This is a genomic window from Motiliproteus sediminis (assembly GCF_017912535.1).
In the GTDB taxonomy this organism is placed as follows: Bacteria; Pseudomonadota; Gammaproteobacteria; order Pseudomonadales; family Balneatricaceae; genus Motiliproteus; species Motiliproteus sediminis.
Genome location: NZ_JAERQK010000002.1, coordinates 373430 through 392811, shown reverse-complemented (window position 1 = coordinate 392811; position 19382 = coordinate 373430). Strand labels below are relative to the sequence as shown.

The following is a 19382-nucleotide window of genomic DNA, read 5'->3' as shown; positions in this document are numbered from 1 at the left end:
CCGGCGACCGCCGGCACGGCTTCCCCCTCCCCCTGGCAGTCGATAACCTGCTAGCCTTCAGCCTGATGCTGATTAATTATCCAGAGAATTCATACCATGAGCCGCGACCCCCACGCTGATCGCGAAGCGCGTAACTACGACAACCCGATTCCCAGTCGCGAATTTATCCTCGACCTGCTGCGCGAGCGCGGCAAGCCCCTGAAGCGCGAACAGCTGGCGGCGGAGCTGAAGCTGTTTGACGACGAGCAGCAGGAGGCGCTGCGGCGGCGGCTGCGGGCGATGGAGCGCGATGGTCAGGTGATCCGTGATCGCAAGGGCGGTTACGGCTTGGTGACGCATATGGATCTGATCGCCGGACGGGTGATCGGTCATCGGGACGGCTACGGCTTTCTGGTGCGCGACGAAGGCGGTGACGATCTGTTCCTGCACAATCGCCAGATGCGCAAGGTCTTTGACGGTGATCGGGTGCTGGTGCGGATCAGCGGGCTGGATCACCGGGGGCGCGAAGAGGCCAAAATTGTGGAGGTGCTGGAACGCAACACCAAGCAACTGGTTGGGCGGCTGCGCGTCGATCAGGGGATATGCATTCTGCTGCCGGAAAATAACCGCATCTCCAACGAGATCCTGATTGCCGACGACGATCGCCGCGGTGCTGAAGACGGCCAGTATGTGCTGGCAGAGATCACCCAATATGCCGATCGGGTGTCGATGATCCGGGCGCGGGTGGTGGAGGTGCTGGGTGACCATATGGCGCCCGGCATGGAGATCGATGTCGCGATCCGCAATCATGACATTCCCCATGTGTGGCCCACGGCCGTGACCCAGGCGGCCAGTAAGCTGGGAGCCGAGGTGGCAGAAGCCGATAAGGCCAACCGGATTGACCTGCGCAATACGCCGCTGGTGACCATCGATGGCGAGGACGCCCGCGACTTTGACGACGCTGTCTATGCCGAAGCACGCAAGGGCGGTGGCTGGCGGCTGTTCGTGGCGATCGCCGATGTGTCCCACTACGTGACTCCGGGCAGCGCGCTGGATCAGGAAGCGGAAAACCGTGCTACCTCGGTTTACTTCCCCGGCCAGGTGGTGCCGATGCTACCAGAAGCGCTGTCCAACGGACTGTGCTCGCTCAACCCCGATGTTGATCGGTTGGCGATGGTGTGCGAAATGACCATCAGCGCCCGCGGCAATCTCAGCAGCTACTGTTTTTACGAAGCGGTGATCCGTTCTCATGCGCGGTTGACCTACACCCAGGTGGGCGCGCTGCTGGAGGAGCCGGAGTCGGAAACCGGCCAGCAACTGATCGGCGATCATGAGGCGTTGGTGCCGCACTTGATCGAACTGCACAGCCTGTACAAAGCGTTGCGCCGCGCCCGCTACGAGCGCGGTGCGATCGATTTCGAAACCACCGAGACCAAGATCCAGTTCGGCCAGGAGCGCAAGATTGAACGCATCGTACCCGTCGTGCGTAACGACGCCCACAAGCTGATCGAGGAGTGCATGCTGTGCGCCAACGTAGCCACGGCGCGTTTTCTGCAGAAGCTGAAGATACCCGCGCTCTACCGGGTGCATGAAGGGCCGAAAGCGAAGAAGCTGGAGAGTCTGCGCACCTTTCTGGGCGAGCTGGGGCTGGATCTGGGGGGCGGCGACAAGCCGACTCCCGCCCATTACGACAAACTGCTCAGTAGTATCGGTGAGCGGCCGGATGCCCACGTGGTGCAAACCATGATGTTGCGCTCGTTGAGCCAGGCGGTCTACACCCCTGATAATCAGGGTCACTTTGGTCTCTCCTACCCGGCTTACGCCCACTTTACTTCACCGATCCGCCGTTACCCGGATCTGCTGGTGCACCGGGCGATTCGCTCGGTGATTCACAGCCCTGAAAGTGGCGGGTTACTGACCCGGGCCATGAAGTCGGTTACCGGGCGCGGTAGTGATCCGGTCCGTCGACTCAAGGGGGCGCCGGTGCAGGAGCCCGCCAAGAGTTACCCCTACGACATGGCGGCCATGGTGGCGCTGGGAGAGCACTGTTCCATGGCCGAGCGCCGCGCTGATGCCGCCAGCTGGGATGTGCAGGCGTGGCTGAAGTGCGAATACATGCAGGATTGCATCGGCAACGAGTTTGTCGGGGTGGTCAACGGGGTGACCAACTTTGGTCTGTTTGTGGAACTGAAGGATATCTATGTTGAGGGGCTGATTCATGTCACCGCGCTGGCCGGTGACTACTATCACTTTGATGCGGCCAAGCAGCGTCTGACCGGCGAGCGAACCCGGGTTAGTTATCGTTTGGGCGATGAGTTGCTGGTCAAGGTGGTGCGGGTTGATCTGGACGAGCGCAAGATCGACTTTGAGCTGGTGGACAAACTGTCGGGGCGGAACAAAGGCAAAGGCGGCGCGCGTGCCAAGACTGGCAAGAGCTCGGGCGAATGGCAGAATCCGGCCAAGAAGAGTTCCTCCTCCCGGTCGGGCAAGTCCGGCTCCACCCGGGATAAGCTGCGCCAGGGTAAGGTCGGCAGCAAACCTGCCGGTGGGGCGGGGAAAAAGCCGGCAGACGGCAAGCCCGCCGGCAAGGCTCCGGCCAAGTCGGGCGGAGGAAGCCGGCGGAAACGTAGCCGCTAGAACCGGAGTCATTCGTAGAGGGGAGCTAAGCTCCCCTTTTTTGTGGTTCATCGCGCCTTTTGGAGCAGTGTCCGAGAACGGCAGATTCGAGCCATCCCTTCCCTGACCCGCGAAGCACCTTTTGATGCGGGCGGCTGGCACGCGCGGCGTGTCCGTGCCTGACCGTCAGGCTGAATTATGGGCGAATAACGACCAATTGCTGCCAGCCTCGCGGTGGCGGCTGTTCGAGCTTTCCGCCACAAGTTTGTTAACACTTTTATCCACAGCTTCTGTAGATAACCTGTACGCGAGACAAAGCGAATCTCATCTGGTGTTCTGTCGATAAAATAACGGATTAGGGGTTGACTTTGACTCTGCTTGTTAACATCGAAAAAGCTGTGCCATGACCCTTGCAGATCCCCTGCTCAGCGAATCATCATCGGCCGCAAAGCCCCGTTATGTCTGGGCTGTAGCGAAGCGCTAATAGGCTGTTAACAATGTTATGCACAGAATCTGTGGGCAATAAGTCGCGGCTGGCGGGCGCTCCGAGGCTCGCCCTGTGTGGCGTTTCCGGGTCAGAGCGGAATCGGGGTGTAGCCGACGAGTGCGGAGGGATAACGCCAGCAGAGATAGAGCGTCGTCCACAGGCTGGCGCCAAGCAGCAGAACAAGGCCGGACCGCCGAAAACGGACCGGCTGCTGCCAGCGGCTATGGCTGAAGCGCGTGGCAGCGCAAACCGTCAGCGCCAGGCAGACGCCGCCAATCACATCGGTAAGCCAGTGCACGCCAAGATAGAGGCGCGACAGGCAGATTGCGGCTGCCGGCAGCGTGGCCAGGGCGTAGATCCCCAGGCGTTGATGGTAGGGGCGGCTCTGCGCCAGCCAACAGGCGCAGAGAGCGAAAAACAGGGTGCTGTTGGAGCTGTGGGCGCTGGGGAACGAATAGGAGCTGAGCGGTTGCAGCAGATAGTCGGGCCGTGGCAGGGCGAAGCCGGTTTTGGTGAGGTGATTGAGCAGCGCCAGCAGCAGCATGGCTCCGATCCAGTGCAATGCGCCGGCCCGGTCTCCGCGATACCACAGAAACAGTGCGATCAGCAGGCTTAGCGGTAACAGATTGGCACTATCACCAAATGAGGTGATCAGGACGACCAGGCTGTCCCACTCTGGCGTGCGGGCGTTGCGGAACAGTGCGGTGATGGCCTGATCGAGCGGTGCCAGCGGGTTGCCCAGCGTGACGGTCAGGGCGATGGCAACAAAAGTCGTGAGCGCAACTATGCCCAGCGCCATGGAGGTGAGCGGTAGTTCGCCGCTCAGCGGGCTGCGCCACTGTTGCCATGTGGGGTGGTGATCCAGTTTTTGATAAGCGGCGCTACCGGGGGATAGTCCGCGGTGCAGTAAGCCCAGTGTAATCAGTCCGCCGGCGATAATGACCAGCAGTAACAGGTTGAGCCAGGGACTATTCTGGGGCGCGTCCAGTCCCGCTTCGGCCAGGCGGCCAAACAGATACCCGGGCAGAATATAAGCTGGCGACCAGAGCATAGCCGACAGTGCGTTAACCGGAATAAAACGCTGCGGTGGCATCGCCAACATGCCGGCGACAAAGGGCAGTACCGGCCGTATCGGGCCAACGAAGCGCCCGATGACTACGCTGGGGATGCCGTGGCGCTGGATAAAGCGTTCGCCACGGATGATCCAGTCTGGGTGCTGTTTGAACGGCCACACCCTCAGGGCCGGGCGGTGGGCGTATCGGCCCAGATAAAAACTGGCGACATCGCCGATAAAAGCCCCCAGGGCGGCGGCACCGATACAGGCGGCCAGCGAGATGTCGAGTACGCCGGCCAGGGCCGACGCAGCGTACAGGACAGCGACACCGGGTATTACTACGCCGATCATCGCCGCCGATTCGATCAGGGCGGTCAGACCCAGAGTCAGGGGGATCCATTGCGGGTTCTGGCCAAGCCAGTCGCTGAGGGCGCTGAGCGTGTCGTTCATCGGTCCATGGTCTGGCGCGTTGGTATGAGGCCTAACCTTTAACGGCCACAGAGGTTAGAATAGCGGCCCGCGATAAAATTCCGACAGTCGAACAGGTAAAGGGCGCGTGAAGGAAATCATTCTTATCACTATTGCCGGTGAAGACAAGCCCGGCGTCACCTCCACCATCACCCAGACGCTGGCGCGTTATCAGGTCAATATCCTCGATATCGGTCAGGCGGTGATCCATGACAACCTGTCATTGGGGATTCTGGTGGAGATCCCCAAGGCGGCGGAGTCCTCGCCGATTCTCAGTGACGTGCTGTTCCGGATGCACGAGCTGGGGATGACCACTAAGTTCGACCCGGTGAATCATCGTGACTATGAACGCTGGGTCGAGGGGCAGGGCAAAGCGCGTCACATTATTACCCTGCTGGCACGGCGCATCAGTGCCGGCCATATCGCCAAGGTGACCCAGATCGCGGCGGATCACGGGCTTAATATCGACAACATCAGCCGGCTCTCGGGTCGTATTCACCTCAACGATGCCGATCAGCGCACCAAGGCTTGCGTTGAGTTTTCGGTGCGTGGTGCACCGTCGGAAAGCCTGCGTGCGGAGTTTCTGGCCGCCGCCAGCGAACTGGATGTGGATATTGCCTTCCAGAAAGACGACATCTACCGCCGCAATCGCCGGCTGGTGGTGTTCGACATGGATTCGACCCTGATCGAAGCGGAAGTGATCGACGAGTTGGCCAAAGAGGCCGGAGTGGGCGAGCAGGTGGCGGCGATTACCGAAGAGGCGATGCAGGGCAAAATCGACTTCACCGAAAGCTTCAAACGCCGGGTGGCGCTGCTCAAGGGGCTGGATGACTCCGTGTTGGAGCGAATCGCCAAGCGGCTGCCGATGACGGAAGGGGCGGAGGAGTTGGTGTCCAATCTCAAGGCGCTGGGTTTCAAAACCGCGATTCTGTCCGGTGGCTTTACCTACTTCGGAGAGCACCTGAAAAATAAGCTGGGGTTTGATTACGTCTATGCCAATGAACTGGAGGTGGAAGACGGTAAAGTCACCGGGCGGGTGACCGGTACGGTGGTGGACGGTAAGCGCAAGGCCGAACTGCTGCGTGAGATTGCTGCACGCGAAGGGGTGCGTCTGGAGCAGACCATTGCCGTCGGCGATGGTGCCAACGATCTGCCGATGCTCAGTATTGCGGGCCTCGGTATCGCTTTCCGTGCCAAGCCGCTGGTGCGCGAGAACGCCAAGCAGGCGATCTCAACCCTGGGGCTGGATGGCATTTTGTACCTGATTGGATTCCGTGATCGCGATGCCCTCCACTAAAGCCAAGGTTTCGCCGGGCGGTCGCCGCGCCGGCCGTATTCGCCGTGAGCGCTGTGCTGCTATTTTGGCCGCCGCCGAGACCCTGTTTGCGCGCGACGGTTTTCGTGGTACCAGCACCCAGGCGATCGCCGAAGCGGCGGGATTGGCCAAGGCTCAGGTGCACTACTACTACGAGACTAAAGAGGTGCTCTACCGCGCGCTGCTGGAACAGATTCTCAACGACTGGAACTGCCCGCTGGACAGCGTGACTGCGGATGACGATCCCCGCCAGGTGTTGAGTGACTATATCGACGCCAAACTGCGCTTGTCCTGGGAGCGTCCCGAGCGCTCGCGGGTGTTCGCGGCTGAGGTGATGCGTGGTGCGCCGGCGCTGCGTGAGTTCCTGCATAACGAGCAGCAAGCCTGGGTCGATCGCTTCAGTGCGGCCATTGAAGGCTGGATCGCGCAGGGGAAAATGCGGGCGCTTGATCCGCTGCAGTTGATCTTTATGCTGTGGTCGGTGACCCAGCACTACGCCGATTACGAGGCGCAGGTACTGCTGTTTATGCGGCGCGAGCAGTTGAGCGAGGCCGATTTCGAGCAGATAAAAGCGCAAGTGACGACTATGTTTCTACGTGGCTGTGGTGTTGAATCGACCGTCTCGAAAAATTGACCGGTAGTATAATTTTTGCGCCGGTTCGGGCATAATGCCCCGCTTTCCGGACCGGCCATGTTTGGTGGCGGCCGTACCCTATTCGATCAAGCCCGCTCTGGCGGGTTTTGTGTTTTATAGAGAGCTCTGGGGATGACAACCCAAGACTTTACTCCGCGGCTGCAATTGCAGCAGGTGGTTAAGGCTTTTCCCGGTTGCCTGGCCAACGATCGCGTTGACCTCAGGGTGATGCCGGGCGAGATTCACGCGCTGCTGGGTGAAAACGGCGCGGGCAAAAGCACGCTGGTAAAAATGATCTTCGGCTTGCTGCGCCCCGATGCCGGCACTCTGAGCTGGGAGGGCGAAACCGTCCGGGTTGAGTCACCGGCGCGTGCGCGCCAGCTGGGTATCGGCATGGTGTTCCAGCACTTTTCCCTGTTTGAAGCGCTGACGGTCAAAGAGAACATCGCTCTGGGGATGGGCAATCCGCCGCCGATGAAGGAGCTGGAGCGGCAGATTCTGGCGGTGGAGGAGCGCTACGGCCTGCCACTGGATCCCAATCGTGCGGTTCACAGTCTGTCGGTGGGCGAAAAGCAGCGGATCGAGATCGTGCGCTGCCTGCTGCAAAACCCCCGTCTGTTGATTATGGATGAGCCCACCTCGGTATTGACGCCGCAGGAAGCGGACAAGTTGTTCGTCACCTTGCGCCAGTTGCGGAGTGAAGGCTGCTCCATCCTGTATATCAGTCACAAGCTCGACGAAGTGCGCCAACTCTGTGACGCCGCCACGATCCTGCGTGGCGGCCGCAATGTCGGTACCTGCGTGCCGGCGGAGGAAACCGCAGCCAGCATGGCGGCACTGATGGTGGGTGAGACCATCGAGGTCGTTGAAAGTGGTGTTGCGGTTGAGCGCGGCGCTGTTCGGTTAGCGCTGCGTCAGGTCAGTCGCCCCGCCGCCAGCGCGCTGGCGGTAGCGCTGGATGAAATTTCGCTGGAGGTCCATAGCGGCGAGATCGTCGGTATCGCCGGAGTGGCCGGTAACGGTCAGGCGGAGTTGCTGGAGGCGTTGAGCGGCGAGTGGCTGTGTGCCGCAGACAAAGTCTCGCTGGATGGGCAGGGCGTGGGTCATCTGGGGCCGCATAAGCGGCGCCAGCGCGGGCTCTGTTTTGTGCCTGAAGAGCGGCTGGGGCATGGCTCGGTGCCGGAGATGAGTCTGCACGACAACGCTCTGCTCAGTGGCTACTCGCGCCAGCCGTTTCTGCGCCGCGGCTTTGTGCGTCAGGGCGCGGTGAAAGATTTTGCCCGTGAGGTGATCGACCGTTTCGACGTCCGCTGCAGCGGCTTTGGCGCGGCGGCCGGCAGCTTGTCCGGCGGTAATCTGCAGAAGTTTATCGTCGGACGCGAGGTGCACCAAACGCCGGAGGTACTGGTGATCGCTCAACCCACCTGGGGCGTAGACGCAGGGGCCGCTGCCATTATTCATCGTTCACTGCAGGCGCTGGCGGCACAAGGTACGGCGGTGTTGGTGGTGTCGCAGGATCTCGACGAGCTGATGCTGATCAGTCACCGCATTGGTGCCATCTGCGGCGGGCGTTTGTCACCGCTGTACCAGCGCAACGATCTGACCATCGAGGAGGTCGGCTTGCTGATGACCGGTACGGCGCTGGAGACCGCCGGGGTTATGTATGCCGCCGATCATTCCAGGGGGGATGCCCATGTTGCGTCTTGAGCCGCGGCCGCAGGCCTCGAAAGCGATGGTGTATCTGTCACCGCTGCTGGCGTTGCTGTTGACCCTGGTCAGCGGGTTTTTGATTTTCATGCTGCTGGGCGTGAATGCGGGGGAGGCGTTATACGCCTTCTTTATCCAGCCGGTCAGCGACAGCTATGGTGTCAGTGAACTGCTGGTCAAGGCGGTACCTTTGGTGCTGATTGGCGTCGGGCTGGCGGTCGGCTTTCGCGCCAACGTGTGGAACATCGGTGCCGAGGGGCAGCTGGCGATGGGCGCGGTATTTGCCGGTGGTCTGGCGATCTGGGTGCCTACTGACAGCGGCGGCTGGGTGCTGCCGCTGATGATGGTGTTGGGGGTGCTGGGCGGTATGTTCTGGGCCGCCATCCCGGCGCTACTGCGCACCCGCTATAACGCCAATGAAATCCTCACCAGTCTGATGCTCTCCTATGTGGCGTTGCTGTTCCTGAGCTACCTGGTGCATGGTCCCTGGCGCGACCCGGACGGCTTCAACTTCCCTGAATCAAAATTGTTTGACGACTTTGCCACCCTGCCGTTGCTGCTGGAAGGCACCCGTTTGCACCTGGGGTTACTGCTGACCCTGGTGATTGTTGCCGGGGTGTGGGTGATGCTGGCGCGAACGCTGGTGGGTTTTCAGGTGCGGGTTGTCGGGGCGTCGCCGCGGGCGGCCCAGTTTGCCGGCTTCAGGGAGCGGGCGCTGGTCTGGTTCGCGCTGCTGCTATCGGGCGCCCTGGCGGGTCTGGCCGGTATGATCGAAGTGTCCGGCCCCATCGGTCAGTTGGTGCCACAGGTGTCGCCGGGGTATGGCTTTACCGCCATTATCGTCGCCTTTGTGGGGCGCTTGCATCCGCTGGGGGTAACCATTGCGGGCGTGCTGTTGGCGCTCTCGTATCTGGGCGGGGAGAACCTGCAGATTGTCATGGGGCTGCCGCAGGCGGTGACCGGGGTGTTCCAGGGGATGTTGCTGTTTTATTTGCTCGCTTGTGATGTGCTGATTCAGTATCGCGTGCGCGTCGGACGGCCTCGAGTGGCAGGAGGAGAGCTATGAGCGAGTCGGTGCTGATGTTGCAGGCGGTGGCATTGACCATTATCGGCGCGGCCACGCCGCTGCTTTTTGCCGCCTTGGGGGAGATGGTGACCGAGCGCTCCGGGGTGCTGAATCTGGGGCTTGAGGGGATGATGCTGATAGGTGCGGTCGCGGCTTTTGCAGCCACCGTGGTCAGCGGCAACCCCTATCTGGGCGTGTTGGCCGGCGCCGCTGCTGGCGCGCTGGTGGCGTTGTTGCATGGACTGTTGGTGTTGAGCCTGCTGGCCAATCAGGTCGCGACCGGGTTGGCGATGACCCTGTTTGGCGTCGGCCTGAGTGCGTTGCTGGGGGCCGGGTTCGTCGGCACCACCATTACTCCGCTGCCAACATTGGCGATTCCGTTGCTGGCCGATGTTCCGCTGCTGGGATCTTTGCTGTTCGATCACAACGCGCTGGTGTATTTGTCGTTGCTGCTGGTGGTCGGGTTGAGTCTGTTTATCTATCACACCCGCGCCGGACTGATTCTGCGTGCGGTGGGGGAGTCGCCGTCGTCGGCTCACGCGCTGGGATACCCGGTGATTCGGATTCGCTACTTGGCACTGATTTTCGGTGGGGCGATGGCGGGTGTTGGCGGTGCTTACCTATCGTTGGTGTCCACCCCGATGTGGTCGGAGAATATGACCGCCGGGCGTGGCTGGGTGGCTTTGGCGCTGGTAGTGTTCGCCTCCTGGAAGCCGGGGCGTGTGCTGGCAGGGGCCTACATGTTTGGCGGGGTTACCATTCTGCAGCTGCACGGGCAGGGGATGGGGGTGTCGATTCCCTCGCAGTTCCTGTCTATGCTGCCCTATCTGGCGACGGTGGTGGTGCTGGTGCTGATCTCGCGTGACAGCGTCAAGCTGCGCGAGAACCGACCGGCGTCGCTGGGGCGGGTGTTTAGACCTTCGGCCTGACAGGGTTGACGACTTCTTAAATTCAATCTGGATCGATGCGGAGAGAACGCAATGGGTAATCGAGTGAAGCAGTGGTTGGGTGTGCTGTCAGCAATGATGCTGCTGACGGGCGCAGCGCAGGCCGAAACCAAAGTGGGCTTTATCTACGTGGGGCCGGTGGGAGATCACGGTTGGAGCTACCGTCATGACAAGGGGCGTCAGGCGATTGAAGCGGCGCTGGGCGAGCAGGTGAAAACCAGTTACGTCGAGAGTGTCAAGGAGGGGCCGGATGCGGAGCGGGTGATTCGCCAGCTGGCCGCCAGCGGCCACGAGCTGATCTTCACCACCTCATTCGGCTTTATGAACCCCACCCTAAAGGTTGCCAAGCGCTTCCCCAAAGTGAAGTTCGAGCATGCCACCGGCTACAAGCGCTCGGCTAACGTCAGCACCTATGCGGCGCGCTTCTATGAGGGGCGTTACGTGGTGGGTACCGTGGCCGGTCGAATGACCCAGAGCAACGTGATCGGCTATGTAGCCTCCTTCCCGATTCCTGAGGTGGTGCGTGGCATCAACGCCACTATTCGGGCTGCTCGTGCGGTGAATCCGGATGCGGTGATCAAGGTCGTGTGGGTGAACTCCTGGTATGACCCGGGCAAAGAGGCTGATGCGGCCAAGACCCTGATCGATCAGGGGGCGGACGTTATTCTGCAGCATACTGACAGCCCGGCACCGTTGCAGGTGGCGGAGCAGCGTGGTGTGTGGGGCGTGGGTCAAGCCTCCGATATGGTCAGTTTTGCACCCAAGGCGCAGTTGACTGCGATCATCGACAACTGGGACGAGTACTACGTGGCGCGCACCGAAGCGGTGATCAACGGCAACTGGAAGTCCGGCGATACCTGGGGCGGGATCCAGTCGGGGATGGTCGACTTTGCAGCCTGGAACGAGGCTATTCCGGCCGAGGTGGTTGCCGAGGCGGAACAGATCAAGTCCGATATAGCCAATGGCAAGCTGCATCCCTTCCAGGGGCCGGTGGTGAATCAGGCCGGTGAGGTGGTTGTGCCCGAGGGTGAGCGGATGAGCGATCAGGCGCTGCTGGGTATGAACTTCTACGTTGAAGGTGTTGAAGGCAGCCTGCCCAAGTAACTCACGCGTTGAAGCCTTCGTCGGTGTCAAATAGCGCTGGCGGAGGCTCAAGGCTTCCGCTACACTCCCGCCCTCTTTCGCGCTTTTGCGCGCGCTAACAGCCTGTTTTGCCAGCTTGTTAAATAAAGTTGGTTTTTCTTTGTGCAATCAGTTGCGCTACCCCCTGCCAATGCGTACAATTCCGTACCCTTTTTTTAAGGGGCGGCAGCTTATTGTCGTTTAAATTCGAAGCGGAGTTGTGATCGAAATGCAAAACCAGAAAATCCGAATTCGATTGAAGGCTTTTGATCATCGCTTGATCGACGCCTCCACTCAGGAGATCGTCGAAACAGCCAAGCGTACCGGCGCGCAAGTGCGCGGCCCGATCCCGCTCCCGACTCGCAAGGAGCGCTTCACGGTGCTGATCTCTCCTCACGTGAATAAAGATGCACGTGACCAGTATGAGATTCGTACTCACAAGCGCGTTCTGGACATCGTCGAGCCGACTGAAAAGACAGTCGACGCGCTGATGAAGCTGGATCTTGCAGCGGGTGTGGATGTTCAAATTAGCCTGGGCTAATCGAAAGGCGCGCAAGCGCATTTTATAGTGAGGAATGCTCTGAAAAGGGCAGCCATAGTGGGTTAAAGCCCCGTACTCAACTGGCAAGAGGTTAAAAAATGGCTATTGGTTTAGTCGGACGTAAAGCGGGAATGACCCGCGTGTTCACTGAAGACGGTGCGTCCGTGCCAGTCACGGTCATCGAGGTGGAGCCGAACCGCATTACTCAGGTTAAGAGCCTGGAGAATGATGGCTACAGCGCTGTGCAGGTAACTGTCGGTGCCAAGAAATCTTCTCGCGTTAACAAGCCGCAGGCGGGTCACTTCGCCAAGGCGGGTGTTGAAGCGGGTCGCGGTTTGTGGGAGTTCCGCCTGGCAGGTGACGAAGAAGTTCAGGTGGGTGACGCCCTGACTGTCGAGCGTTTTGAAGCTGGACAGAAGGTGGACGTTACCGGTCAGTCCAAAGGTAAGGGTTTCCAGGGTGTTATCAAGCGCTGGAACTTCCGTACTCAGGACGCAACTCACGGTAACTCTCTGTCTCACCGTGCTCCTGGTTCTATCGGTCAGTGTCAGACCCCGGGTCGCGTATGGAAGGGCAAGAAGATGTCCGGCCATATGGGCGACGAGCGCGTTACTGTTCAGACCCTGGAAGTGGTTCGTGTTGATGTAGAACGCAACCTGCTTCTGATCAAGGGTGCAGTCCCAGGTGCGACTGGCAGCGACGTTGTTGTAAAACCGGCTGTGAAAGCGCGCGGCTAAGGGGAGCTAACAATGAATCTGACTATTGCAGGTGCCGGTGGCTCGGTAGAAGTATCTGAGCTGTCGTTTGGCAAAGAGTTTAATGAAGCCCTGGTTCACCAGGTAGTAACCGCTTATCTGGCTGGTGCTCGTCAGGGAACGCGTGCTCAGAAGACTCGTTCTGAAGTATCTGGCGGCGGCCGCAAGCCGTGGCGTCAGAAGGGTACTGGTCGTGCACGTGCCGGTACAATCCGCAGCCCGATCTGGCGCAGCGGTGGTGTGACTTTTGCTGCTAAGCCGCAAGATCACTCCCAGAAAGTAAACAAGAAGATGTATCGCGCAGCGATTCGCTGCATCTTCTCCGAACTGGTACGTCAGGAGCGTCTGGTTGTGGTTGAGGCGCTAGCCATCGACGCACCCAAGACCAAGGCGATGGCCGCCAAGCTGAAAGAGCTGGACCTGAGCAACGTACTGGTTGTCACTGAAGAGGTAGATACCAACCTGTACCTGGCCGCGCGTAACCTGCCGCACGTTGACGTGCGCGATGCGCAGGCGATCGATCCGGTTTCTCTGATCGGGTTCGAGAAGGTGTTGGTGACTGTGGCTGCCCTGAAGAAAATCGAGGAGATGCTGGCATGAACCAAGAGCGTATCTTCCAAGTGCTGTTAGGTCCGCACATTTCCGAGAAGGCGACCATCGTGGCAGAAGATGCCAAGCAGGTTGTTTTCCGTGTCGCGCCCGACGCAACTAAGCCCGAAATCAAGAAAGCTGTTGAGCAGCTGTTCGAGGTCAAGGTTCAGAGCGTTCGTGTTCTGAATGCCAAAGGCAAGACCAAGCGCACCATGCGCGGTCTGGGTAAGCGTAAGGATGTCCGCAAGGCTTACGTGCGCCTGGCCGAGGGTCACGACATCGACTTTATCGGGGAGGCTTAACAGATGGCTATCGTTAAATGTAAACCGACCTCTGCCGGCCGTCGCCACGTAGTTAAGGTCGTTAACAATGATCTGCACAAGGGTGCGCCTTACGCTCCGCTGCTGGACAAGAAGTCCAAGACCGGTGGTCGTAACAACAACGGCCGCATCACCACTCGCCATAAGGGCGGTGGTCACAAGCAGCACTACCGTATCGTTGACTTCAAGCGCAACAAGGACGGTATTCCTGCTGTGGTTGAGCGTCTGGAGTACGATCCGAACCGTACCGCCAACATCGCCCTGCTGAAGTATGCCGACGGTGAGCGTCGTTACATCATCGCCGCTAAAGGCATGCAGGCGGGTGACAAGGTTGTTTCCGGTGCACACGCTGATATCAAGGCGGGTAACACTCTGCCGCTGCGTAACATTCCGGTGGGTAGCGTTATTCACTGCGTCGAGCTGAAGCCTGGTAAAGGTGCACAGATTGCGCGTAGTGCGGGTGCTTCCGTACAGCTGGTTGCTCGTGAAGGTGCACACGCGACTCTGCGTCTGCGCTCTGGTGAGATGCGCAAAGTGCTGGTCGACTGCCGTGCCACTCTGGGTGAGGTCTGCAACAGCGAACACAGCCTGCGCTCTCTGGGCAAGGCTGGTGCGTCTCGCTGGCGTGGTGTTCGTCCCACCGTTCGCGGTGTTGCGATGAACCCGGTAGATCACCCGCACGGTGGTGGTGAAGGCCGCACTTCCGGTGGTCGTCATCCGGTATCCCCCTGGGGTACACCGACCAAGGGTCACAAAACACGTAAGAACAAGCGTACCGATAAGCTTATCGTACGTCGTCGTTCTAAGTAATTTTCACTGAATTCGAGGAAACGGCTGTGCCACGTTCACTTAAGAAAGGTCCTTTTATAGACCTTCACTTGATGAAGAAGGTTGAGGCTGCTGTCGAAGCGGGCGACCGAAAGCCGATCAAAACTTGGTCGCGTCGCTCTACCATCTTCCCGAACTTTGTCGGGTTGACGATTGCAGTCCATAACGGACGCCAACATGTTCCTGTTTTCGTTACCGAAGACATGGTAGGTCATAAATTGGGTGAGTTTGCTGCCACCCGGACCTACCGCGGACATGCTGCTGACAAGAAAGCTAAGAAGCGTTAAGCGAGGATATAGAGATGGAAGTAGCCGCTAAATTGAAAGGCGCCAGCTTATCCGCGCAGAAGGCTCGCTTAGTAGCTGACCAAATCCGCGGTAAGTCGGTAGATGAGGCCCTGAATATTCTGGCTTTCAGCACCAAGAAAGGTGCTGCAATCATGAAGAAAGTGCTGGAGTCGGCCATTGCCAACGCCGAGCACAATGAAGGTGCTGATGTCGACGAGCTGAAGGTATCCACGGTATTCGTGGACGAAGGTATGACCATGAAGCGCATTAAGCCGCGTGCTAAGGGTCGTGCTGATCGTATCCTGAAGCGCACCTGTCACATCACCGTTAAGGTTGCTGAGAGCTAGGAGACACCAAGATGGGTCAGAAAGTAAATCCTACCGGTATTCGGCTTGGTGTCGTTAAAGACCATACCTCTGTTTGGTATGCAAGCCGCTCTGCCTACGCGAAAAACCTGCTTCAGGACCTCAAGGTGCGCAAGTACCTCGAGGAGGAGCTGAAGCAAGCATCTGTTAGCCGCATCGAGATCGAGCGTCCGGCGCAGAATGCCAAAATCACCATTCACACTGCCCGTCCCGGCATCGTGATTGGTAAGAAAGGTGAAGATGTTGAGAAGCTGCGCAACTCTGTCAGTCAAATGATGGGTGTGCCGGTCCACATCAACATTGAAGAGGTTCGCAAGCCTGAGCTGGACGCCAAACTGGTTGCCCAGGGTGTTGCTGGTCAGCTGGAGCGTCGTGTGATGTTCCGTCGCGCCATGAAGCGTGCGGTTCAGAACGCCATGCGTCTGGGTGCCAAGGGCATCAAGATTCAGGTTGGCGGTCGTCTCGGTGGTGCGGAAATCGCCCGCTCCGAGTGGTACCGCGAAGGGCGTGTTCCTCTGCACACTCTGCGTGCCGACATCGATTACGGCACTTATGAAGCTCACACCACTTACGGCGTTATCGGCGTTAAGGTGTGGATCTTCAAGGGTGAGATTCTGGGTGGTATCGAGCAGGTTCGTGCTCAGAAAGGTGCCGCTAAGAAGAAAGCTGCTAAGTAGAGGATACGTCAATGCTGCAACCTAAGCGTTTGAAGTACCGCAAGATGATGAAAGGCCGCAACCGCGGTCTGGCACAGCGCGGTAGCAAAGTAAGCTTTGGCGAATTCGGATTGAAAGCTACCGGTCGTGGTCGCATCACTGCGCGTCAGATCGAAGCTGCACGTCGTACCATGACTCGTCACATTAAGCGTGGCGGTAAGATCTGGATTCGCGTGTTCCCGGACAAGCCGATCACTACCAAGCCTCTGGAAGTACGTCAGGGTAAAGGTAAGGGGAACGTGGAGTACTGGGTCGCTCAGATTCAGCCCGGTAAGGTGCTGTTTGAGATGGAAGGTGTGTCTGAGCAACTGGCTGGCGAAGCATTTGCGCTGGCTGCTGCCAAACTGCCTGTTTCTACCACCATTGTTAAGCGGACGGTGATGTAATGAACGCAACTGAATTACGTGAAAAGTCCGTGGATGAGCTTAATCAAGAGCTGCTGGGCCTGCTGAAGGAACAGTTCAATCTGCGGATGCAGAAGAGCTCTGGTCAGCTGGCGCAATCCCATCTGCTGGGTAAGGTGCGTCGCGATATCGCTCGTGTCAAAACAGTCCTGAACCAGAAGGCAGGTAACTAATAATGGCTGAAACCAAGACCCGTACTGCCACTGGCCGAGTTGTCAGTGACAAGATGGAAAAGACCATCACAGTGCTGGTTGAGCGCAAAGAGAAGCACCCGATTTACGGTAAGTACATCAAGCGCTCTACCAAGCTCCACGCCCATGACGAGAACAACGAGTGTGGGATTGGCGACCTGGTTACAGTCCAGGAAACCCGTCCTTACTCCAAGTCTAAAACTTGGGCTCTGTTAAAAATTGAAGAACGCGCTGCAAAGGTGTAATATACGCGCCTTTGCTCCGGCAGGTCCGGGGCTGCCCTCGGGCAGGTCAGTGCTATCGTTTGATGGAGTAGACCATGATTCAGACCGAATCAATGCTGGATGTCGCCGACAACAGCGGCGCGAAGCGCGTTCAGTGCATTAAAGTGCTGGGTGGTTCGCATCGTCGCTACGCTCGCGTAGGTGACATCATTAAAGTGACCGTCAAGGAAGCGATTCCGCGCGGTAAAGTGAAGAAAGGCCAGGTACTCAAGGCTGTGGTTGTGCGTACTCGTAAGGGCGTTCGTCGTCCGGACGGTTCGCTGATCCGTTTTGATACCAACTCTGCGGTGTTGTTGAACGACAACTCAGAGCAGCCGATCGGGACCCGTATTTTCGGCCCGGTGACGCGTGAGCTTCGTACTGAGAAGTTCATGAAGATCATTTCCCTGGCTCCTGAAGTGCTGTAAAGACCTGACTCCACGTAGTCAGTGTCCATGTGAAACGCTGAGGCCTGAGTTGTTTGGGTCTCGGCGTTTTGAGCATGAGAGGGTAGTAGGAAAGATAGGTAACACAGATGCGTAAAATCAGACGTGATGACGAAGTCATCGTTATCGCCGGTAAAGATAAAGGTAAGCGCGGCAAGGTCGTTCGTGTATTGACTGACGACCGTTTTGTCGTTTCTGGCATCAACATGGTCAAGAAGCACCAGAAGCCCAATCCGATGCTGGGCCAGGCTGGCGGAATCGTAGAGAAGGAAGCGCCGATTGCGGCTTCCAATGTTGCGATCTTCAATCCGGCGACTGGTAAGGGCGATCGGGTCGGCTTCAAGATTCTCGAAGACGGTACCAAGGTCCGTTTTTATAAGTCCAACGGCGAAGTCGTCGGCGCTTAAGGGGAGCAGGTACCATGTCAAGATTGAAAGCGCTTTACAAAGAAACCGTTGCGCCGCAGCTGAAAGATGAACTGCAGCTGGGTAACGTAATGGAGATTCCCCGCATCACCAAGATCACCCTCAATATGGGTGTGGGTGAAGGTATCGGGGATAAGAAAATGATCGAGAACGCAGTAGCTGATATGGAAGCGATTGCGGGTCAGAAAGCCGTTGTAACCCTGGCGCGCAAGTCTGTTGCGGGCTTCAAGGTGCGTGAAGGCTGGCCGATCGGTTGCAAGGTAACCCTGCGGGGTGAACGGATGTGGGAATTCTTTGACCGTCTGGTGGATATCGCGATTCCGCGTATCCGTGACTTCCGCGGTCTGAACTCCAAATCTTTTGATGGCCGTGGTAACTACAGCATGGGTGTCAAAGAGCAGATCATCTTCCCCGAAATCGACTACGACAAGGTCGACAAGCTGCGCGGTATGGATATCACTATCACTACCACTGCGCGGACTAACGAGGAAGGTCGTGCGCTGCTGACCGCCCTGGGTTTCCCTTTCAAAAAGTAAAGGTGAGTTACGATGGCTAAAACATCAATGAAGGCGCGTGAAGCCAAGCGCGCCAAGCAGGTTGCAAAGTTCGCGGAAAAGCGCGCAGCCCTGAAAGCGATCATCAAATCCGTTAACGTCTCCGATGAGGAGCGTTGGGAAGCACAGGTCGCGCTGCAGAAGCTGCCCCGTGATGCAAACCCTGTCCGTCAACAGCGTCGCTGCCAGATTACTGGCCGTCCGCACGCTGTCTACCGTAAGTTCGGGTTGTCCCGAATCATGCTGCGTGAAGCCGCCATGCGCGGTGATGTACCTGGCTTGAAGAAAGCTAGTTGGTAAGCGTCGGCCTCATTCCGGGGCCGTTCTGCTGCACAATAGTGAGGACTCATTAAATGAGCATGCAAGACACTCTTGCGGATATGTTTACCCGTATCCGTAATGCACACATGGCTGAAAAACAGTCTGTGTCTATGCCTGCATCCAAGCAGAAGGCGGCTGTTGCCCAGGTTCTGCAGGATGAAGGTTACATCGCTGGCTTCAGCGTCGAAGGCGACGTCAAGAAGACTCTGAGCATCGAGCTTAAGTACTTCGAAGGTAAGCCGGTTATCGAGAAAATCGATCGCGTGAGCAAGCCCTCGCTGCGCATCTATAAGGCCGCTAACGAGCTGCCGAAGGTGTCTGACGGTCTGGGTGTGGCGATCATTTCTACCTCCAAAGGCGTGATGACCGATCGTGCTGCCCGTGCCGCTGGCATCGGTGGTGAAGTCATCTGCACCGTATTCTAAGGAGGCTGAGATGTCACGTATTGCTAAGGCGCCCGTTGCGATCCCGGCCGGAGTTCAGGTCAAACTGGATGGCCAGCAACTGAGCGTTAAAGGGGGCAAAGGTGCCCTGGAAATGACAGTTCACCCGAACGTTGAAGTCAAGAGCGAAGACGATGCGCTGAAGTTTGCGCCGCGTGATGGTTCCAAGCAGGCGCGTGCGCTGGCCGGTACTATGCGTTCTCTGGCCAACAACATGGTTGTCGGTGTGAGCGAAGGTTTTGAGAAGAAGCTGGAGTTGATCGGTGTTGGTTATCGTGGTGCCGTTAAGGGCGACGTGCTGAACCTGACTCTGGGTTTCTCTCACCCGGTTGATTATCAGCTTCCCGAGGGCGTTTCTGCCGAGATGCCGAGTCAGACTTCTGTGGTGTTGAAAGGCGCCGACAAGCAGAAGCTGGGTCAAGCCGCCGCTGAAATTCGCGCGTTCCGTCCGCCTGAGCCTTATAAGGGCAAGGGTGTTCGCTACGCTGACGAATATGTGCGTCGTAAAGAAGCTAAGAAGAAATAATAGGGCAGGAT

At 58.4% G+C, this 19382-nt stretch carries 25 protein-coding genes; 24 read left to right on the top strand and 1 reads right to left on the bottom strand.

Features of this window, described 5'->3' with window-relative positions:
* The first annotated feature begins 96 nt into the window (after positions 1-96).
* Positions 97-2616, top strand: coding sequence for a ribonuclease R (gene rnr / locus JJQ76_RS06330; protein ID WP_210395872.1), 2520 nt, complete (start codon positions 97-99; stop codon positions 2614-2616).
* A 554-nt stretch (positions 2617-3170) separates the two neighbouring features.
* Here rnr and JJQ76_RS06325 read toward each other — a convergent pair.
* Positions 3171-4586: a bifunctional DedA family/phosphatase PAP2 family protein gene (locus JJQ76_RS06325; RefSeq protein WP_210395871.1), complete on the bottom strand. Its 1416-nt coding sequence runs from the start codon at positions 4584-4586 to the stop codon at positions 3171-3173.
* Between the two features lie 106 nt (positions 4587-4692).
* Here JJQ76_RS06325 and serB point away from each other — a divergent pair, with 106 nt between their 5' ends.
* From serB to rplF, 23 genes are all read left to right on the top strand, one after another.
* Positions 4693-5901, top strand: coding sequence for a phosphoserine phosphatase SerB (serB, locus tag JJQ76_RS06320; RefSeq protein WP_210395870.1), 1209 nt, complete (start codon positions 4693-4695; stop codon positions 5899-5901).
* The gene (locus tag JJQ76_RS06315) at positions 5888-6553 is read left to right on the top strand and encodes a TetR/AcrR family transcriptional regulator (RefSeq protein WP_210395869.1); all 666 of its coding nucleotides are present in this window, start codon (positions 5888-5890) and stop codon (positions 6551-6553) included. Before serB ends, JJQ76_RS06315 begins: the two co-directional genes overlap by 14 nt.
* A 132-nt stretch (positions 6554-6685) precedes the next feature.
* Positions 6686-8260, top strand: a complete 1575-nt coding sequence (locus tag JJQ76_RS06310; protein ID WP_210395868.1) for an ABC transporter ATP-binding protein — start codon at positions 6686-6688, stop codon at positions 8258-8260.
* Positions 8247-9326, top strand: a complete 1080-nt coding sequence (locus JJQ76_RS06305; protein ID WP_210395867.1) for an ABC transporter permease — start codon at positions 8247-8249, stop codon at positions 9324-9326. The genes JJQ76_RS06310 and JJQ76_RS06305 overlap by 14 nt, the downstream gene beginning before the upstream one ends.
* The gene (locus JJQ76_RS06300) at positions 9323-10255 is read left to right on the top strand and encodes an ABC transporter permease (protein WP_246480330.1); all 933 of its coding nucleotides are present in this window, start codon (positions 9323-9325) and stop codon (positions 10253-10255) included. Before JJQ76_RS06305 ends, JJQ76_RS06300 begins: the two co-directional genes overlap by 4 nt.
* A gap of 51 nt (positions 10256-10306) precedes the next feature.
* The gene (locus JJQ76_RS06295; RefSeq protein ID WP_210395866.1) at positions 10307-11377 is read left to right on the top strand and encodes a BMP family ABC transporter substrate-binding protein; all 1071 of its coding nucleotides are present in this window, start codon (positions 10307-10309) and stop codon (positions 11375-11377) included.
* A 247-nt stretch (positions 11378-11624) separates the two neighbouring features.
* A complete protein-coding gene (gene rpsJ, locus JJQ76_RS06290) occupies positions 11625-11936 on the top strand; it encodes a 30S ribosomal protein S10 (protein WP_210395986.1) in 312 nt (103 codons plus the stop codon).
* A 98-nt stretch (positions 11937-12034) separates the two neighbouring features.
* Positions 12035-12673, top strand: a complete 639-nt coding sequence (gene rplC / locus JJQ76_RS06285; RefSeq protein WP_210395865.1) for a 50S ribosomal protein L3 — start codon at positions 12035-12037, stop codon at positions 12671-12673.
* A 12-nt stretch (positions 12674-12685) separates the two neighbouring features.
* Entirely contained in the window at positions 12686-13291 is a 606-nt protein-coding gene (gene rplD, locus JJQ76_RS06280) for a 50S ribosomal protein L4 (protein WP_210395864.1), read from the top strand.
* Positions 13288-13584, top strand: coding sequence for a 50S ribosomal protein L23 (rplW, locus tag JJQ76_RS06275; protein ID WP_210395863.1), 297 nt, complete (start codon positions 13288-13290; stop codon positions 13582-13584). The genes rplD and rplW overlap by 4 nt, the downstream gene beginning before the upstream one ends.
* A 3-nt stretch (positions 13585-13587) precedes the next feature.
* Positions 13588-14412: a 50S ribosomal protein L2 gene (gene rplB, locus JJQ76_RS06270; protein ID WP_210395862.1), complete on the top strand. Its 825-nt coding sequence runs from the start codon at positions 13588-13590 to the stop codon at positions 14410-14412.
* A gap of 26 nt (positions 14413-14438) precedes the next feature.
* On the top strand, positions 14439-14717 hold the full coding sequence (gene rpsS, locus JJQ76_RS06265) for a 30S ribosomal protein S19 (RefSeq protein WP_210395861.1): 279 nt from the start codon (positions 14439-14441) through the stop codon (positions 14715-14717).
* A gap of 8 nt (positions 14718-14725) precedes the next feature.
* Positions 14726-15064, top strand: coding sequence for a 50S ribosomal protein L22 (rplV, locus tag JJQ76_RS06260; protein ID WP_425515227.1), 339 nt, complete (start codon positions 14726-14728; stop codon positions 15062-15064).
* A gap of 11 nt (positions 15065-15075) precedes the next feature.
* Positions 15076-15759, top strand: a complete 684-nt coding sequence (gene rpsC / locus JJQ76_RS06255) for a 30S ribosomal protein S3 (protein WP_210395859.1) — start codon at positions 15076-15078, stop codon at positions 15757-15759.
* Between the two features lie 11 nt (positions 15760-15770).
* Complete coding sequence (rplP, locus tag JJQ76_RS06250) at positions 15771-16184, top strand: 50S ribosomal protein L16 (protein WP_210395858.1); 414 nt, start codon at positions 15771-15773, stop codon at positions 16182-16184.
* On the top strand, positions 16184-16375 hold the full coding sequence (rpmC, locus tag JJQ76_RS06245) for a 50S ribosomal protein L29 (RefSeq protein WP_210395857.1): 192 nt from the start codon (positions 16184-16186) through the stop codon (positions 16373-16375). Before rplP ends, rpmC begins: the two co-directional genes overlap by 1 nt.
* Positions 16376-16377: 2 nt before the next feature.
* Positions 16378-16638 carry a 30S ribosomal protein S17 gene (gene rpsQ / locus JJQ76_RS06240; protein WP_210395856.1) on the top strand — a complete coding sequence of 87 codons (261 nt, stop codon included), beginning with the start codon at positions 16378-16380 and terminating at the stop codon, positions 16636-16638.
* 74 nt (positions 16639-16712) lie between these two features.
* Entirely contained in the window at positions 16713-17084 is a 372-nt protein-coding gene (rplN, locus tag JJQ76_RS06235) for a 50S ribosomal protein L14 (RefSeq protein ID WP_210395855.1), read from the top strand.
* A gap of 107 nt (positions 17085-17191) precedes the next feature.
* Positions 17192-17509 carry a 50S ribosomal protein L24 gene (gene rplX, locus JJQ76_RS06230; protein WP_210395854.1) on the top strand — a complete coding sequence of 106 codons (318 nt, stop codon included), beginning with the start codon at positions 17192-17194 and terminating at the stop codon, positions 17507-17509.
* Positions 17510-17523: 14 nt separating this feature from the next.
* The gene (gene rplE, locus JJQ76_RS06225; RefSeq protein ID WP_210395853.1) at positions 17524-18063 is read left to right on the top strand and encodes a 50S ribosomal protein L5; all 540 of its coding nucleotides are present in this window, start codon (positions 17524-17526) and stop codon (positions 18061-18063) included.
* Positions 18064-18075: 12 nt separating this feature from the next.
* Entirely contained in the window at positions 18076-18381 is a 306-nt protein-coding gene (gene rpsN, locus JJQ76_RS06220; RefSeq protein WP_210395852.1) for a 30S ribosomal protein S14, read from the top strand.
* Positions 18382-18434: 53 nt separating this feature from the next.
* Positions 18435-18827 (top strand): 30S ribosomal protein S8, encoded by a 393-nt coding sequence (gene rpsH / locus JJQ76_RS06215; protein WP_210395851.1) that lies wholly within the window; start codon positions 18435-18437, stop codon positions 18825-18827.
* Positions 18828-18837: 10 nt separating this feature from the next.
* On the top strand, positions 18838-19371 hold the full coding sequence (gene rplF, locus JJQ76_RS06210) for a 50S ribosomal protein L6 (protein ID WP_210395850.1): 534 nt from the start codon (positions 18838-18840) through the stop codon (positions 19369-19371).
* Positions 19372-19382: the final 11 nt, after the last annotated feature.

Excerpts from the sequence above, each read along its gene's own strand:
- rnr (WP_210395872.1), top strand. The coding sequence starts at position 97 with ATGAGCCGCGACCCCCACGCTGATCGCGAAGCGCGTAACTACGACAAC.
- JJQ76_RS06325 (WP_210395871.1), bottom strand. The coding sequence starts at position 4,586 with ATGAACGACACGCTCAGCGCCCTCAGCGACTGGCTTGGCCAGAACCCG.
- JJQ76_RS06315 (WP_210395869.1), top strand. The coding sequence starts at position 5,888 with ATGCCCTCCACTAAAGCCAAGGTTTCGCCGGGCGGTCGCCGCGCCGGC.
- JJQ76_RS06310 (WP_210395868.1), top strand. The coding sequence starts at position 6,686 with ATGACAACCCAAGACTTTACTCCGCGGCTGCAATTGCAGCAGGTGGTT.
- JJQ76_RS06305 (WP_210395867.1), top strand. The coding sequence starts at position 8,247 with ATGTTGCGTCTTGAGCCGCGGCCGCAGGCCTCGAAAGCGATGGTGTAT.
- JJQ76_RS06300 (WP_246480330.1), top strand. The coding sequence starts at position 9,323 with ATGAGCGAGTCGGTGCTGATGTTGCAGGCGGTGGCATTGACCATTATC.
- JJQ76_RS06295 (WP_210395866.1), top strand. The coding sequence starts at position 10,307 with ATGGGTAATCGAGTGAAGCAGTGGTTGGGTGTGCTGTCAGCAATGATG.
- rpsJ (WP_210395986.1), top strand. The coding sequence starts at position 11,625 with ATGCAAAACCAGAAAATCCGAATTCGATTGAAGGCTTTTGATCATCGC.
- rplC (WP_210395865.1), top strand. The coding sequence starts at position 12,035 with ATGGCTATTGGTTTAGTCGGACGTAAAGCGGGAATGACCCGCGTGTTC.
- rplD (WP_210395864.1), top strand. The coding sequence starts at position 12,686 with ATGAATCTGACTATTGCAGGTGCCGGTGGCTCGGTAGAAGTATCTGAG.
- rplW (WP_210395863.1), top strand. The coding sequence starts at position 13,288 with ATGAACCAAGAGCGTATCTTCCAAGTGCTGTTAGGTCCGCACATTTCC.
- rplB (WP_210395862.1), top strand. The coding sequence starts at position 13,588 with ATGGCTATCGTTAAATGTAAACCGACCTCTGCCGGCCGTCGCCACGTA.
- rpsC (WP_210395859.1), top strand. The coding sequence starts at position 15,076 with ATGGGTCAGAAAGTAAATCCTACCGGTATTCGGCTTGGTGTCGTTAAA.
- rplP (WP_210395858.1), top strand. The coding sequence starts at position 15,771 with ATGCTGCAACCTAAGCGTTTGAAGTACCGCAAGATGATGAAAGGCCGC.
- rpmC (WP_210395857.1), top strand. The coding sequence starts at position 16,184 with ATGAACGCAACTGAATTACGTGAAAAGTCCGTGGATGAGCTTAATCAA.
- rpsQ (WP_210395856.1), top strand. The coding sequence starts at position 16,378 with ATGGCTGAAACCAAGACCCGTACTGCCACTGGCCGAGTTGTCAGTGAC.
- rplN (WP_210395855.1), top strand. The coding sequence starts at position 16,713 with ATGATTCAGACCGAATCAATGCTGGATGTCGCCGACAACAGCGGCGCG.
- rplX (WP_210395854.1), top strand. The coding sequence starts at position 17,192 with ATGCGTAAAATCAGACGTGATGACGAAGTCATCGTTATCGCCGGTAAA.
- rplE (WP_210395853.1), top strand. The coding sequence starts at position 17,524 with ATGTCAAGATTGAAAGCGCTTTACAAAGAAACCGTTGCGCCGCAGCTG.
- rpsN (WP_210395852.1), top strand. The coding sequence starts at position 18,076 with ATGGCTAAAACATCAATGAAGGCGCGTGAAGCCAAGCGCGCCAAGCAG.
- rpsH (WP_210395851.1), top strand. The coding sequence starts at position 18,435 with ATGAGCATGCAAGACACTCTTGCGGATATGTTTACCCGTATCCGTAAT.
- rplF (WP_210395850.1), top strand. The coding sequence starts at position 18,838 with ATGTCACGTATTGCTAAGGCGCCCGTTGCGATCCCGGCCGGAGTTCAG.